Source organism: Pseudomonas sp. WS 5071, assembly GCF_012985765.1.
Taxonomy (GTDB): domain Bacteria; phylum Pseudomonadota; class Gammaproteobacteria; order Pseudomonadales; family Pseudomonadaceae; genus Aquipseudomonas; species Aquipseudomonas lundensis_A.
The window spans coordinates 106,323-119,277 of the sequence record NZ_JAAQWY010000005.1; the positions used below are offsets into that span (position 1 = coordinate 106,323).

Annotated in this window: 13 protein-coding genes; 2 read left to right on the forward strand and 11 right to left on the reverse strand. The window is 58.0% G+C overall.

Going from position 1 to position 12,955, the window contains the following annotated elements; translation table 11 throughout:
• Positions 1-149: 149 nt before the first annotated feature.
• The 3 genes from HBN61_RS04560 to HBN61_RS04570 all read right to left on the reverse strand — a co-directional run bounded on the left by HBN61_RS04560 (position 150) and on the right by HBN61_RS04570 (position 6,058).
• On the reverse strand, positions 150-914 hold the full coding sequence (locus HBN61_RS04560; protein WP_238591537.1) for a hypothetical protein: 765 nt from the start codon (positions 912-914) through the stop codon (positions 150-152).
• Between the two features lie 370 nt (positions 915-1,284).
• Positions 1,285-2,424 (reverse strand): hypothetical protein, encoded by a 1,140-nt coding sequence (locus tag HBN61_RS04565; RefSeq protein ID WP_170046235.1) that lies wholly within the window; start codon positions 2,422-2,424, stop codon positions 1,285-1,287.
• Entirely contained in the window at positions 2,417-6,058 is a 3,642-nt protein-coding gene (locus HBN61_RS04570; protein WP_238933224.1) for a toxin VasX, read from the reverse strand. Before HBN61_RS04570 ends, HBN61_RS04565 begins: the two co-directional genes overlap by 8 nt.
• 402 nt (positions 6,059-6,460) lie before the next feature.
• On the opposite strand from HBN61_RS04570, the gene HBN61_RS04575 reads away from it, so the two are divergent.
• Positions 6,461-7,609, forward strand: coding sequence for an AGE family epimerase/isomerase (locus HBN61_RS04575; protein WP_083333258.1), 1,149 nt, complete (start codon positions 6,461-6,463; stop codon positions 7,607-7,609).
• Here HBN61_RS04575 and HBN61_RS04580 read toward each other — a convergent pair.
• The 6 genes from HBN61_RS04580 to HBN61_RS04605 form a co-directional block, all read right to left on the reverse strand.
• On the reverse strand, positions 7,606-7,947 hold the full coding sequence (locus HBN61_RS04580) for a HopJ type III effector protein (protein WP_047275461.1): 342 nt from the start codon (positions 7,945-7,947) through the stop codon (positions 7,606-7,608). The genes HBN61_RS04575 and HBN61_RS04580 overlap by 4 nt on opposite strands.
• Entirely contained in the window at positions 7,940-8,236 is a 297-nt protein-coding gene (locus HBN61_RS04585; protein WP_047273395.1) for a DUF1244 domain-containing protein, read from the reverse strand. The genes HBN61_RS04580 and HBN61_RS04585 overlap by 8 nt, the downstream gene beginning before the upstream one ends.
• 30 nt (positions 8,237-8,266) lie before the next feature.
• Positions 8,267-8,638 (reverse strand): dihydroneopterin triphosphate 2'-epimerase, encoded by a 372-nt coding sequence (gene folX, locus HBN61_RS04590; protein ID WP_047273396.1) that lies wholly within the window; start codon positions 8,636-8,638, stop codon positions 8,267-8,269.
• Complete coding sequence (gene folE, locus HBN61_RS04595; protein ID WP_047273397.1) at positions 8,638-9,198, reverse strand: GTP cyclohydrolase I FolE; 561 nt, start codon at positions 9,196-9,198, stop codon at positions 8,638-8,640. Before folE ends, folX begins: the two co-directional genes overlap by 1 nt.
• A 23-nt stretch (positions 9,199-9,221) precedes the next feature.
• Positions 9,222-9,932 carry a dihydromonapterin reductase gene (gene folM, locus HBN61_RS04600; RefSeq protein WP_047273398.1) on the reverse strand — a complete coding sequence of 237 codons (711 nt, stop codon included), beginning with the start codon at positions 9,930-9,932 and terminating at the stop codon, positions 9,222-9,224.
• Between the two features lie 114 nt (positions 9,933-10,046).
• Positions 10,047-10,616 carry a putative antibiotic biosynthesis monooxygenase gene (locus tag HBN61_RS04605; protein WP_083333259.1) on the reverse strand — a complete coding sequence of 190 codons (570 nt, stop codon included), beginning with the start codon at positions 10,614-10,616 and terminating at the stop codon, positions 10,047-10,049.
• A 177-nt stretch (positions 10,617-10,793) separates the two neighbouring features.
• Here HBN61_RS04605 and HBN61_RS04610 point away from each other — a divergent pair, with 177 nt between their 5' ends.
• A complete protein-coding gene (locus HBN61_RS04610; RefSeq protein ID WP_083334337.1) occupies positions 10,794-11,735 on the forward strand; it encodes a MerR family transcriptional regulator in 942 nt (313 codons plus the stop codon).
• Between the two features lie 2 nt (positions 11,736-11,737).
• Here HBN61_RS04610 and HBN61_RS04615 read toward each other — a convergent pair whose 3' ends face one another.
• Together HBN61_RS04615 and HBN61_RS04620 are read right to left on the reverse strand one after the other, a co-directional pair.
• The gene (locus HBN61_RS04615; protein ID WP_047273401.1) at positions 11,738-12,343 is read right to left on the reverse strand and encodes a hypothetical protein; all 606 of its coding nucleotides are present in this window, start codon (positions 12,341-12,343) and stop codon (positions 11,738-11,740) included.
• Positions 12,344-12,402: 59 nt separating this feature from the next.
• Positions 12,403-12,870 carry a PAS domain-containing protein gene (locus HBN61_RS04620; RefSeq protein WP_047273402.1) on the reverse strand — a complete coding sequence of 156 codons (468 nt, stop codon included), beginning with the start codon at positions 12,868-12,870 and terminating at the stop codon, positions 12,403-12,405.
• Between the last annotated feature and the right edge of the window lie 85 nt (positions 12,871-12,955).

The following is a 12,955-nucleotide window of genomic DNA, read 5'->3' on the forward strand; positions in this document are numbered from 1 at the left end:
GGCAGTACGGATGGGCATCTGTAGGAAGAGGTAACGGTGCCAGGTATGTCTTACGACCCGTCATAAATGACTCGATATCACCTGCTTGTGGCGAGGGAGGAGGAGTATCCGGGCGTAGTATTTGTTCATGGATTTTTTTGGGCATGCCCCTAGTCCCCACTACCTGGAGCCTGCCGCTCAGTGCGATACACGTGCGCGAAAATCTCGGTGATGTCATGCCGCGGGTATTGCTTTATCAGGGTGCGCACCTTGGCGCTGAGCCGCACCAAGGTGTTGCTGGGCTTGGCTCGTTGCTCCACGGGCAGGGGTTGCGACCAGTCGATCATGGCTTGGGGCAGGGCGCGGCGGCCGGTTTTGTCGATGCGCTTGATTTCCCACTCGACCAGGCGATTGGGCAGGGTCCAGAAGGTCATGACGTGGTAGACGTACCAGAAAAATGCGTACACCCAGCCCACCTCTTTCTCACGCAAACGCCGGTGCAGGCCGGCCCGGGCATTGCGGAAAGTGTGCAGCCCTTCATGGGGCGGATCGTTTGGGCCTTGCAGCCCCAGCGGGTCTTGCATGGCCTTGAGGTCATCCAGTTCGTATGCCATGAAAGCTCGCACCGCTTCCCAATGGGCGATGCCCAGTTGCGACCCGGCGCACTGGAATTCCAGAGTGACCCATTCACCCTCATGTTCAAAGCCCATGCCCATGCCGTACTGGCGAGTGGCGCCGTATTGCGTGGCGCTGTGCGACTGAATCACCCATGCGCAGAGTGATTCCCAAGGCACAAACAACGGCTCGTTATCCCCTGCGAGCGTAAAACAGACTTCGCGTCGTTGCCGATTGAAGCGGGTAGGGATGACTTCGGTGAAGTGTTTATGGGCTTTGAGCCAGACGAAGAGGCAGATAGTTGTTCCGAACAGCCACATATAGATAGCGTGTTCTAATACTGCCCAGAAAAAACCAGCTGCAAAATCCCAACTTTCTATTGCGTTAGCTCCTTCCAGCGCGGCTAAAAAAAAGAATAAAACTGGAAAGCCAATTGCCATGATGCAGGCGCACGTAAAAGGCCCCCCCAACCACAACTGATACGAGAACACGTTGGGGTTACCGCCCCCAAAGTCTAAATACACATCGTTGATGTCACTGATATACGGGCAGTACGGATGGGCATCTGTAGGAAGAGGTAACGGTGCCAGGTATGTCTTGCGACCCGTCAGGAAAGGTTCGATATCACCTGCTCGTGGCGGAGTGGGTGTAGGCGAGTTTTTTTTCTCTATGCTTTTTTTGGCCATGTCCCTATTCCTTTCCACCCGACGCTGGCCGCTCGGCGCGATAGACCGCAGCGAAAATCTCGGTGATGTCATGCCGCGGGTATTGCTTTCTCAGGGTGCGCACCTTGGCGCTGAGCCGCACCAAGGTGTTGCTGGGCTTGGCTCGTTGTTCCACTGGCAGGGGTTGCGACCAGTCGATCATGGCTTGGGGCAGGGCGCGGCGGCCGGTTTTGTCGATGCGCTTGATTTCCCATTCGACCAGGCGATTGGGCAGGGTCCAGAAGGTCATGACGTGGTAGACGTACCAGAAAAATGCGTACACCCAGCCCACCTCTTTCTCACGCAAACGCCGGTGCATATCGGTCCGCGCATTACGGAAAGTGTGCAACCCTTCATGGGGCGGATCGTTTGGGCCTTGCAGCCCCAGCGGGTCCTGAATGGCATTGAAGTCATCCAGTTCGTATGCCATGAAAGCGCGCACGGCTTCCCAATGGGCGATGCCCATTTGCGATCCCGCACACTGGAATTCCATGCATAACCATTCGCCCTTATGTTCAAACCCCATGCCCATGCCCATGCCGTACTGGCGGGTGGCGCCGTATTGCGTGGCACTGTGCGACTGAATCACCCACGCGCAGAGTGATTCCCAAGGCACAAACAACGGCTCGGTTTCCCCTTCGGGCGTAAAACAGACTTCGCGCCGTTGCCGGTTGAAGCGTGTGGGGATGATTTCGGTAAAGAGCTTGTGGGCCTTGAGCCAGACGAAAAGGCACATGGCACTTGTGAAAAGCCACATCATTATGGCTATGGGCCAGCTAAAGTAAAAAACGTCCTCTATCACTTCCCTGATCAGCTCGGGAGAAAAGTCGTTCAGGACTGCCAAAAATCCGCTAATCATCGGGAAACCAAAAGCGACGATACAGGCGCACGTAAAGGGCCCCCCCAACGACATCTGATACGAGAACACCTGAGGGTTACCGCCCCCAAAGTCTAAATACACATCGTTGATGTCGCTGATATACGGGCAATACGGATGGGCATCTGTAGGAAGAGGTAACGGTGCCAGGTATGTCTTGCGACCCGTCAGGAAAGGTTCGACATCACCTGCCCGGCGTAACGCTTCAGGCACAGAGCTCAAATGCGGTTTGTTTGGGGATTCACGCATCAGGGATTTCCTTTAATGCCAAAACGTCGACAGCCAACAAGGTCAGCGCAGGGGAGGGTAACGGGTGGGCGGCTGAGGGATAGCGGCCTTCCTCAAAGGGGTTTAAGTGGATAAAGTGCGAGCGCACAACCGGTTGGCCCTGTTCATCCAAAGACTTCAGCTGAAGTTCAAGTAACAGCTCTTCATGCAACTTGTCGTTAATGCGTTCAGGGGGATTCGGATAGCTCAGGTTTAACCTCAGCCCCGGCGTATTCTGTGCGCCGGTTTCCACACGTAACAGCCTGGCCTGTACCGGTTCACTGAGTTCTTGTGCGTACTTTTTGGGGTGTCTGCCCCCGTCCAATACCGTGATAAAACGCCGGGCCCCGACCTTTAACCCATGATGAGGCTGCCCACCTAACGGCGTTTCAAAGTCTTGCAGGCTTAAACCCGGCAGATTGATGGTGATCTCCCCGACGTGAGTGGCTGGGAACCAGCCTGCCAAATACGAGCGTTCCGGGCGGCGCTCGACCTGAACAAAGGGCGCTTGCAGTAAAGCTTGAAGGTGACTTTGAAAGCCGGCGAGGCTGAGGTTTTTTCGTTTGTCTGTTTCCAGCCCCCACGGTGTGCTTTGTAGCCACTGGTCGTGAGCGCTGGTGTTGTAGTAGTTGTACATCCAAGTTCCTGCAAGTTCGAGCAGGGTGAATAGTCCTCCTACAAGACTGAAGCGGTAAAACACCTGGGAAAGACGAGCGCCTGAAATTATCCAGGCAGTGTTTCTGGCTGGGCCCTTTGCTGCACTAAATACGCGGAATCCGGAATGAAGACTGTTATAGAAACCATAAAGATTACTCACGCCTAATCCGCCGGCACTGATTAGCTGCAACACGGCGCCATTTTGAGCGCCTCGGTTACCGCTTCGTACAGCTTCTACCCAATTGCCGTGGTAAGCACGGTAGCTAATTAGTGCTGAAATAAGACCAAAAGAGTACGTGCCAAATCCCAATCCGATATGTAACTTCCCCAGAGTGACTTGTAAACGACTTGCAGAGGTCATTCTTAAATCGGCTTTCAAATTTTCAATCTGAGCATTCAGTGCTGTATCAAAAGCGCCTTGGGCTGCAGCAAAGCCACTTGCACTGGTTGCTGCCAGAGAGCTTGCAAATGGCATCCACTTACGATCTTCCCGCGAAACACCAAATGTCTCTTTAAGCACCTGATTCAAATTCACCATCTGCGCGAAAAACAGCAACAGCGCTGCCCCGTCCCCCAGCACACTCATCACCGGCGCACGGCGAATGCCTTCTTTAAAGTTGCTCATTAAACTTGCGACTTGGCGATGGCCTTCCGGGGCGAAAATGACGGTCATTCCTGCACGCCCGGGTGCCGATCCGAAGAGCCTGACATGTTCGTCGGGCAGTTCCGGGATGGGGCTGATGCTGGCGGCCAGTCGGGCCTCTCCTTGGGTCAGTTGCCCGCGCAGGGTGTTGATTTCGTGCAGTAGCTGTTGGGATTTGAGCGAGCGATGGCCGTCAACGCGGTTGACCTGCTGACGCTTATGCTTGAGTTTCAACAGCCTTTCGCGCTGGTCCAGCACCTCTTTCAGGGTTTCGCGCAGGCTGTCCCGCTCGGCCGGGGAGGCAAAGTGAAAGGTTGCGCCTTCCGTTTTGGCCGCCTGCAAAATGCGCAGGGTCAATGCCTGGGGCAGGTCGCGAAACAATTGGTCGAGATCCGGCATGGTGTTGCCTTTGACAATGCCGTCAAAACTGGCAACCAGGGATTCCAGCCCGCGGTTCAGGGCCGGGCTCCAGGCGTGTTGTGCGGCATGGGCCACGTTGCGCGTGCTTTCTGGTAGCTCGTCCAGCGCTGGCAGGCGACCGCGTTCCAGGGTGTCCAGACGCGCCAGTTGCTCGGGCAAGTTGTTGTACACGGCCAAGCTGCTGGCAAGTAAAAAGGCGTACTGAACCCACAACGCCGTTTGTTCGCTAATGGGCAGCGTGTAGTACAACCGGACAACGAATTGCGGGTTGCCTTCGAGGTAGGCCAGCAATTGGTCGCACGCTTCATCGCTGCGGCAAATATCTTTCAGGCAGGCGTATTCAAGTGAGAACGCGTGACCCACTTGCCCCGCCTGTTGGGCATCGAAGTACCAGGCGGCGTTGTGAAAGGCGCCGCGGGTTATCAGAGCAACCCGGTCAGCGGTGATGCTGTCCAGCACACGGTTCCAGCGCTCAAGCCCGTCACGATGTGCCTGCAGCTCGCGATCCATGGCGGGGCGGTCGATGAGTTCGTTCACGCCTCGCTGGCCGAACCGTGCGCCAAACAGGATGTCTTGGGTATCACGGCTGCGTTGTTTACCCAGGGTTATCAACGCGTCGAAATGGGCCTCGACAAACGCAGCAGGTGCTACGCGAAAATGCGCTCGCGTGTAATAACGGCGATCGGTCTCTTGAAGGGCACGCAGCGCGAGCGATTGTTGGTCTGGCGCAGACGCTTGAAACTGCACTATATCAATCTCAGCCTCACGCCTCAGGGCTTCAAGGTCTGCTGGAATCGATGTGTTGGGGGGCGGCGTCATCAGTCCGCCTCGATTGAGGTACTCGTGTATCGCTTTGCCCGTCACCGCGCGCTCAGGCTCAGGCAGTTTTTTGAAATCCTCCAGCAGTGCCTGGATGGCCGGGTCATCGAGGGTGGCCGCGAATGTTTGCCAGTCCGATTCGGCCAACCAGGTGAGGGACTCGATGTAACACCCCAACAGGTAATTCCGCTCGTTGTGACCCTTTTGCGCTCCACCGTTGGCCCAGTCAGTGACCCAGCCTACGACTTCATCCTGATAATTGGCCAAGTCACGTAAAACGCCCAGGGTGTCATCCAGCACTAAATAGAGAATGTCATGGTGGTACTCCGGCGCCACGCTGCTGGCCAGGGTGCCCATGGGTATCTGTTGGAAGCGTCGGGGCTGTTCCCATAGATAAGGCTGGCGCTCGTGTTCAGGGGTTTTGGCCAACTGGCGCTGGCGTTCGGCAAAAGCCGCGTGTTCGGCCAACGTCGCGGTCTGGTCAAGGTGCTGCTGGTGATAGTCCACATATTCAGTGGCCACTTCGGCCAGCCATTGCTCGGCCATTTGCGGGGTGAGCAAGTGCGTACCGCCCGTTTGGCAGTTCGTCAGGCCGGGATGCACCGCTTGCATAAAATGAGTGCGTTCTTCGGCCGAGTTGAGCACTTGCTGACATTTTCTGGCCGTCCACTGCGTCTCGGCATACGTGACATGCAAGGTGCTGTGCCTGGACACAATCAAGTGAGGCGGGCCGATTGACGTCTGCCGCTTATCTTCTGTGACGGCTGTGCTTTTTAGCAGCAACTGCGTGAGCAGGCCGTCAAGCAACCGGTATTCGGATAGTTCGCCTGTGGCACTGTCGATCACATACAGCCAGCCGTCACGGGGCAAACGTATCCCGAGCGGGCGGCTGCTCAGGCGGTACGGCATCGACAGGGCAGTGGTCGGGTCCAGCGCCGGGTTGTCTACCAAACCGTAGCGCAGTGGCACCAGTTGCAGGGTGGGCTTGCTAAGCGGACATACGCCGAGCGCGACCTTGGCGTCCAGTCGGCTTCGGTTGATGTTGTTGGGGTTTCGGCGAGGGATGCTATTGGCCATGTCTGAGGCTCCCGCAGGTGTGACGCCCGCGACGGTTAAAAGTCAGCACCACTCAAGACTTATGCCAGCCTCCCTGCCGCCCTTGTAAACCGGCACTTTGCGCCGCAAGCCCGGTGGATCCCGGTGTTGTATGTCCGTCAATGTGCGCAAGTTGTTGCGCAGTGCTGCGCAAGTTGTTGCCCGATACGCCAGAAGGCGTTGTCTGCGGGGGCTGTAGCCTTGAGGTCGGGGCTTATCCGAAAGTCGCTGCGCAGCTTTCTGCGCAAATTGGCCTGTTTTGCCAAAACAGCGCTGGCACGCCGTTTTCTGTCCCTGCGCCGAGCGGTAAACACCCTCATCGGTGCCAGCGAACTTTGGGTGTATCATGTCGCGCAAACGCCCCAGCCGTGACGAATCCTGCCGATGCCCGATGTAACCAGCCCTGTTTTTCCTTCCGAACTGATTGCCCGGTTTGCGGCCGTGCAGCAGCATTTTCGTCAGGTCATCGTGCCGTTGTGGCAAGGCCCCGGCTGGAATGCCGAACTGGCGTTGCCCTATGAAGCGTTGAGCGCCGCCCATCAACCCCTGGCGCCTCAGCGTTACCGCGCCATGGCCTGCGCCCGTCAGTTGTATGTGTTTGCCAGCCTGATCGGTGACCCGGCCTTCCCGGGCGCGGCCGAGCGGGCAGCGGCGCTGTTTCGCTCGTTGCAGCAGCACTTTCATGACGCCGAGCACGGGGGCTGGTTCTACAGCATCGACCCGCACGGCGCGCCGCAGGATCAGCGCAAAGACCTCTACACCCATGCGTTCATCATTTTTGCCTGTGCTCATTACTGGGCCAAGGTGCGTGAGCCGCTGGTTGAATCGGTGCTCAATGCCGCGCTACAGGTCGTGGCCGAGCGGTTCAGCGATGGCGAGGGGTTGTATGAAGCCAGCCTGGACCGGGACTGGTCGCCGCTGGGCAGCGGGCCGCTGCAAAATCCGTTGATGCACCTGGCTGAGGGGTTTCTGGCCACGCTTTCGGTGCGTGACGATGTGCCCACCCGCCGTGCATTGCTGGCGCTGGTCGAGGGCATGCAAACACGTTTTATCGCCCCCGAGCATGGCGTGATGCTGGAAAAACCCCGTGGCGCGGCAGACAACTGGTTCGAGCCTGGGCATCAATTCGAATGGTATTTCCTGCTGCACTCGTCGACGTTGCTGCGCACCACGGCGCTGCACGGCTCGCTGGATCGCGCGTTCAGTTATGCCGAACAGGTCGGGGTGGATGCGCAGACAGGCGCGGTGTGCGGCATGTTGGGCAGTGATGGCCAATTGCGAGATGGTACTCAGCGAATCTGGGCACAGGCCGAGTATGTGCGGGCGCTGACATTGCGCAAGAATTGCCTTGAGCGTCTGCCACGCCAGTTGCAGGCGTTGCAGCAGCATTTCTTGCACCACGGGGGCTGGTACGAGTGCCTGGATCCGCAAGGGCATGTCAGCCGCGCCGACATGCCGTCAACAACGCCCTATCACCTGGCCACGTGTTACAGCGGCCTGGCGCAGTACTTCGCGTCAGTCGGCCCGATTTAAGCCTTGCGCGTCAGTGGCCGGGCGGTGAACTTCACCCCGGCCAGACCGTGAGCGATCAGCGCGCGAATGTTGCCGTGATCGCTGCCCTCGGGGGTCGCCAGGACTGAGCGGTAATGTTCGCCAAACGCCAGCAAAGTCTCCTGATCGCTCAACCCTTCGAGCAACGCCAGCCCCACTGTTTTGCACGAACCCTCGTTTTGCCCGGCCGCGTTTTCCACGTCGCCGTTGGTGAATGCCTGCGGCTGGTAATCGTAGTGCTCGGCGATGAACGCCAGGGTATCGGCAAAAACGTGTTCGCCGCTGTTCAGGCTGGCGCGCAGGGTGTTCAGGTCAGTCATGCTTTTTTCCTTGGGCAAACGCCGCCGCCTGTTCGGCAGAGGCTTCTTTTTGGTACTGGGCTTTCCACTCGGCGTAGGGCATGCCGTAAACCACTTCACGGGCGTCATCGAGGCTCAGCTCGATCTGGCGCTCATCGGCTGCGGCCTTGTACCACTTGGACAGGCAATTGCGGCAAAACCCCGAAAGGTTCATCAGGTCAATGTTTTGCACGTCCTTGCGGCTGTCGAGGTGGGCGACGAGGCGGCGAAAGGCGGCGGCTTCGAGTTCAAGGCGTTGCTGGTCAGTCATGTTGTGCTCCGGGCGTAAGGGCAGGCCAGCTTAGCGGCTGGCGGCCAGGGTGATCGATACCGATTCGGCAAAACGCAGGGCGTGCGGTTTGTCGACTTCGACCTCGGCATACAACACCGCCGTATTGGCCATCACCAGATCCAGTAATTCCTGGGTCAGCCGCTCCAGCAGGGCGAAGCGGTTTTCTTCAACGTGGGCAATCACCGCCTTGGTGATGGTGCGGTAGTTGAGCGCGTGATCGATGTCGTTATCGCGCACGGCTTCTTGCGCCGCGTACAGGATGGTGAGGTTGATCAACACATCCTGTTTGTTGCGGATTTCGTCCTCATTGATCCCGATGAAGGTGCGCAGGCACAGGTCTTTGACGCGAATACGGGCCATTCCTGGCTGAAGTTGTGGCATTACGGCTTGCTCCGTCCAATCAGTTGCAAGAACTCCATGCGGGTGCTCGGTTCACGAAACGCGCCGAGCATGACCGACGTGTTCATGGTGGAATTCTGTTTTTCGACGCCGCGCATCATCATGCACATGTGCTTGGCTTCAATGACCACCGCCACGCCCGCTGCCTGGGTGATGCTTTGAATGGCATCGGCGATTTCCCGCGTCAGGTTTTCCTGAATCTGCAGGCGCCTGGCGAACATGTCGACGATGCGGGCGACTTTCGACAGGCCGAGCACCTTGCCGGTCGGGATATACGCCACGTGGGCCTTGCCGATGAAGGGCAGCAAGTGGTGTTCACACAACGAGTACAGCTCGATGTCGGCGACAATCACCATCTCATCGCTGTCCGAGGCGAAAAGGGCACCGTTGACGATGTCCTCAAGGCTCTGGCCATAGCCGTGACACAGGTATTGCATCGCCTTGGCGGCGCGTTTCGGGGTGTCGAGCAAGCCTTCGCGGTCAGGGTTTTCACCGAGACCCACCAGGATCTCGCGGTAATGCTCAGGCAACGATGTGCTCATGAAAATACTTCCTCGCGGACGGCTTATTTAAGATGCCGACCGCCGTTAACGGTCAGGGTGGTGCCGGTGACGTAGGGGTTGTCCAGCAGATAACGCAGGCTGTGGTAGATGACCTGCGGGCCGGGTTCTATGCCCAGCGCAGATTTGGCCAGCGCCTTGGTACGGTATGCCGCGTCGTCGTCCGGGTTGAACATCAACAGCGCCGGTGCGATGCCGTTGACTTTGATGCGTGGCGCCAGTTTAGCCGCGAATGACAAGGTCAGGCTGTCGAGACCGGCTTTGGTCGCGCAATAGGCAATGTGCTTGCTGCTGCCCTTGCGCGTGACATCGTCGCTGATATGCACGATGTCTGCCGGGTTAGAGCGCTCCAGCAGTTCACTGCAATGCAGGTTGATCAGGTAGGGCGCAAGCATATGGACGCTGAACATCTGCGTGAAATCACTGGTTTGTGTGTCAGTTTTTTCGGGAAGCCAGGCCGAAGCGTTATGCACGATGGCACGCAGGGTGTCGGTGTGCTGTTTGAGTTGTTCGATAAACCCGAGGATGCCGTGCTCGGTCGAAAAATCCGCCTGAAGTGCCGTTGCCCCCAGATCCCTTAGCGTCTGCACGCCGGGTTTTTCAGTGCGGTAGCTGAAGATGACGTCGTAACCGTCGGCCAATAATTGCTGCGCGCAGTGCAGGCCAATGCGCTGGCCAGCGCCCGTGATCAAAATGGGGGCAGAGTGAGAAGGCATGGCAGGCTCGGGTCAGAAGAACAGGAGAGTGCAGCGGCGTAATGGCAAAACTATACCAGCGTCCACTGGACCACGGCCATGCCCGGGCGGACTCTCCTGTTTTGAGGGGGCGACTCAGCGGCTCTGCGGGGCGGCGGCGGTGCGCAGGCTTTTCTCAGGCGTGCTGTGCAGCCAGCCCGCCAGCAGGTGGGTCGACAGCGGAATAAACCAATACACCATCAACGGCGTCAGGACCAATGTGCTGACCAACACGCGAGTCACCAGCCCCAGCTCGCCCAGCCACGGACTCAGCACAACGTTGAACAGCAGCGATACCGGGAAAAAGGCGAGCCATATGGCGATTGCTTGCTTCCAGCGGGGCGGACGTTGCCCGGCTGCGCCAAACCAGCCATCGATGCCTTTGACGCGGTGCTCGTGGGGATGGGCAAACAGATCGCTGCCGCGCAGCAACCAGGATTTGCGCGAAACAGAATGTTCCCACGCGTTTAGGGTTGCTTCGTCGACAAAGCGGAAAATGATTTGGAATTCGTCGTCGCCGGGCGGCGGGGCCAGTACGCCCGATCCCAGATAGCCGGGGAAGTCCGTGGCCAATTGTTCGCCTTCGTGTAGCCAGGCGATCAGTTCCTGATAACGCCCTTGGGCGACACGGCGTGCAACCATCAAGGTGACTGGGGAGGTAGACATTGTGTATCTCCATCTAACGGATGCGGCCCGGGTAGGGCAGGCATTAAGGGCAGCGCCGGGATGGTGGGCTGCAAGGCCATCAAGCAAGGATTGTTCCCAAATCCGGGTCACACGCCATTTTGAACAGCCATCAATGCGCGTTAGACTCGCTTCTTTACCGTGAACGTGGCCCATTCCATGCCCGTGATTATTGATCGTGCGCCTGCAGTCTTGCCTGCGGCCGAGCCAGACATCGAAGGTCTTTACCCGATCCGCGAGGTCGCCCGCCTGACCGGCATTAACCCGGTCACGCTGCGTGCCTGGGAGCGACGTTATGGCTTGATCGAGCCAAAACGCACCGAAAGTGGGCATCGGCTGTATTCCATGACCGATATTGAGACAGTGCGTCAGGTTCAAGGCTGGATTGAACGGGGCGTTTCTGTCAGCAAAGTGGGTGAGTTGCTGGCCCGTCGGGCCGAGCTTGACCGCGCTGAGTCCACCCCGCAGGCGGATGAATACGCGCAGTGGCAATCACGCATCAGTGAGGCGCTCAATGCCTTTGATGAGCGCGAGTTAGAGCGGCTCTACGGGCAGATTTTTTCCAGCTATCCGCCGCAGATTGTGTTCAACGATGTGTTTATGCCGCTTTGGCAGCATTTGTTGCGTCAGCAAGACGAGTTTGGTCGTACCAGCGAGTGGCTGCTGCTCGACAGTTTCCTGCGCGGCCGTGTGCTGCAACGTCTGAACATGCAAGGCGCAACCGAGCTTGCGCAGTGTGTCGTGCTGGTGGGTTTGCCAGAGCTGTGCCATGAGCTGCAATTACTGGTGACAGGCTTGTTGCTGGCGCGCAGTGACCGGGCGATCCGCGTGTTGGCTGTCGGGCAGCCGCTGAATGAACTGTCGTTGATTTGCGAAAAGGTCAATCCCCAGGCCCTAGTCCTGTTGGGTACACGTGCACTGAGCCCTTCGCGGATCGAGCGTTTATTGCGTCTGGTACACGGCGTGAGTTGCGCGGTGTGGCTGGCGGGCGAAGCGTGCGAGTTGGCACACGACCATTTGCTGGACTCATCCATCGGTTGTCTGGGGTGTGAGCCCAGCGTGATGAGTCAACGGCTGGATGCGTATCTCAAAGGCGCCTGAGGCTAGGCATGCAAGGCGGGATGGGCGAGACGATGCTGTTGCAGGATGAACTGGCGCAGGCGTTCTGTTTCACCTGCATCGCGCTGGCTTAGACGGTAAGCGTATTGCCCCAGCTCGGTCTTGCGCTCCAGCGTGCCGCGCACGGCAATGCGCTCATAGCCGGTGGGGCTGAACCATTGGCAAAACTGGCGCGGCGGGCGACTGTCATTGCGCACATCAATCAGCATGCCCTTGAACGACACCTCACTGACCCACAGTTGGCCGCTGCGCCCGCGAATATTCTCCAATGCAACCGGTTCAGCGAGCGTGAAACGCCACGGGCGAATCAGCGGCCCCTCTTCAAAAATGCTCGGCGCCCCCAATTGCAAGTGCTGCGCATGGAATTCATCTTCAACCAGACGCAGCGGGAAACTCATTTGCTGGTTGGCGATTTGAGCCTGGAGCGTCACTTGCTCATGGGCGGCCAGGCGCGTGAGCAGATCGCGAATTTGTGCCACACCGTTGAGCGTCAGGCTCGACGACGCATCCCGCTGATTGAGCAGCGGGTTTTGATGCATGGTCTGAATGAAATCCAACTCGTCCTGAGTCAGAAGGGCATCGTGTGACATGGTGAAACTCAGAAGCGGGTCAATAAAAAGTCGTAACTGTTTACAACAGACCATCGATTCTACATTTTGTTGAGGCCGCTCGTCGCCTTGAGGGTTTGCAGTTCCTGCCGGACCGCCGCTAACTCGACTTCCAGTTGCGCTACACGCTGCTCAGCTTTCACTTGTTGAGAGACATCCTTCTGCACGCCAATGAAATACGTCAGTTGATCGCTTTCGTTGAAAACCGGGGTGATCGACAGCTCGTTCCAGAAGTGCGTGCCATCTTTGCGGTAATTGCGCAGCCGCTGACGGACCGGCTCGCCACGGGCCATGGCATCGCGGATCACTTGCAGCGCGACCTGGTCCCGATCACCCGCCTGCAAAAACCGGCAGTCCTGGTACAAAACCTCGTCACTGCTGTACCCCGTGAGTGTTTCAAAGGCTTTGTTCGCGTAAATCAGGATGGTGTCGTCCCCTTCAAGCTCGGCTACCACAATGCCGTCTTGGGACGCGTCAACCATGCGTTGCAGCAAACGTGCGTTGATCATCAAGCCGCTCTTCTGAAAGTGAGTGAATGGTTTCCGGACAAATGCGCCTGCAGGCCCCATGCATTCTAAGACAAAGGTACGGGCT